Origin of the sequence: Xenorhabdus sp. PB30.3 (assembly GCF_963895965.1) — a bacterium.
GTDB classification, from domain to species: Bacteria; Pseudomonadota; Gammaproteobacteria; order Enterobacterales; family Enterobacteriaceae; genus Xenorhabdus; species Xenorhabdus stockiae.
Genome location: NZ_CAWQMW010000100.1, coordinates 1 through 1,626, shown reverse-complemented (window position 1 = coordinate 1,626; position 1,626 = coordinate 1). Strand labels below are relative to the sequence as shown.

General features: G+C 39.4%; 1 protein-coding gene and 1 pseudogene. Both read right to left on the bottom strand.

Translation table 11 applies throughout. The features are described 5' to 3' along the window. Positions 1-109 precede the first annotated feature (109 nt). Positions 110-307: pseudogene (locus AACX38_RS06380) on the bottom strand (contractile injection system protein, VgrG/Pvc8 family); the annotation flags it as partial. After that, entirely contained in the window at positions 267-1,229 is a 963-nt protein-coding gene (locus AACX38_RS06375; RefSeq protein ID WP_228865904.1) for a type VI secretion system baseplate subunit TssF, read from the bottom strand. The pseudogene AACX38_RS06380 and the gene AACX38_RS06375, both read right to left, overlap by 41 nt. Positions 1,230-1,626 lie beyond the last annotated feature (397 nt).

Sequence of the window (1,626 nt, the reverse complement as noted above, 5' to 3'; positions counted from 1 at the left end):
GCCGAAGCGCCTGTTCCCAGAGATTGACAGGTGAGGCCATAGGACACCTCCCTTGGTGTTAGGAAGATAGAGAGTCATCATGACACAATATGGATCACGGCTGTAGTACTAAATGGGAATCGCTGAAAAAGAGTTGCTCCTCCTCAAACCAAAACGCAATACCTTCTTCAGCCGCCAACCGGCACCAAAAATCATAGGCAGATTCACGTTTCTGTGTGGTGTATTCCCGTACAGGGTGAAGATTACTGTCTTCATAGAATTTGCTATCAGATTTGACGCGGTGTTCTTTCAACAATTTTTTGAGGATAACGAACGGTATCCTGCGTAAAAGGAAGGGTGATTTTCAATTCACGTTCTAGATTTACGACAGGTACACAATGGAGATGAAAAGCATCAGCCAGTTGGGCTTCAGTAAGAAACAATGCTTCATTGAGCTTTAATGTGATGCTGAATTGTCGGCTTTCGGTCATGGACAACCGATTACGCATGACTGTGGGTAGCGATAACGTCAGAAAATGGTGAACATGTGGCAGGTAAAGTGATTCTATTAACATCTGAGGTGCCCAGTTCCCTGCTGTTAACGCGGGAGCTGGTAAAATCAGGCGTGAAATTCCCGACAGAGGTTCAAACCAAAAGGGTTCAGCCGAATAATTCAATCCGTTATGGTTTAGTATCGCACCCCGTAAGTTGCGGCATAGAGCAAGCATCAAAGCATCGGCTACTGTCTCATCAGGGCTGAGAAACAGATTAATGGGGCTGATGGACCAGTAATCATCCCCGCCTGTATATTGGAAAGTCAGGGTAATACTACTGGTTTCCTCCTGACAACTCATCTCACGAGCGACCAGCATCAGAGGCTCAATATTACACTCTCTGCCTGTAACAAAAGTTGCCCCTGTATTTGATGAAATTTCTGATCCACGCCGTAATATATCGGCGGATTTAATTCCTTCCATTGCACTAAACTGAACAACACTGGTTGCTGGAATTCCTTTAACAGGTAATGCTTTTAATTGTTGTAGCAGAGGTAAAGTAATTTCAGGAAAAGCATCATCTACTTTTTGATGTAAACGAGCCATTAACACAGAAAAACCCTGATTCAGCCGCTCAATATCAGGATCACATCCATTAAAATTTTCTGCTAAATGTGGTTTTTCTTTACTGGCTAATTTTTCAATTTGCTGTAGGTAATCCAATTCCCACTGATAATAAAATTGAAAATTATCCATGCCTGTCTCTTTTTTAATAGTCAGCAATTTAAATACTATATTTATTTTAATAGCGTAAATATCGCCATTACCCTCTTATACCTATTCAACTTCAAAATGCGTGTTATATCCCCCCGCGCCGCGGGGAGATATAAGGACTCACCTCATATTGTCCGTTGTAACTTGAAGTTTATCGAGCATATATACCTAAAGAAAAACAAGTTAATTAAAACCAGAGAAAATAGAAAAAAACATAAAAATCAAAAAGATAATTAAATCAGAAATGATAAAAAGGACTTCAGTTCTGATGAAGAATAAAAAACACCTTCGTTTATTATCAGCCATGAATTTACACAACAACATATTCTAGTCAAATAACGTTTATAAATGTTTAATTAACAATATTTATTTAAATCCA

What these genes read in the sequence shown, in the direction of transcription:
- AACX38_RS06375 (WP_228865904.1), bottom strand. Translation starts at nt 1,229, where the DNA reads ATGGATAATTTTCAATTTTATTATCAGTGGGAATTGGATTACCTACAG.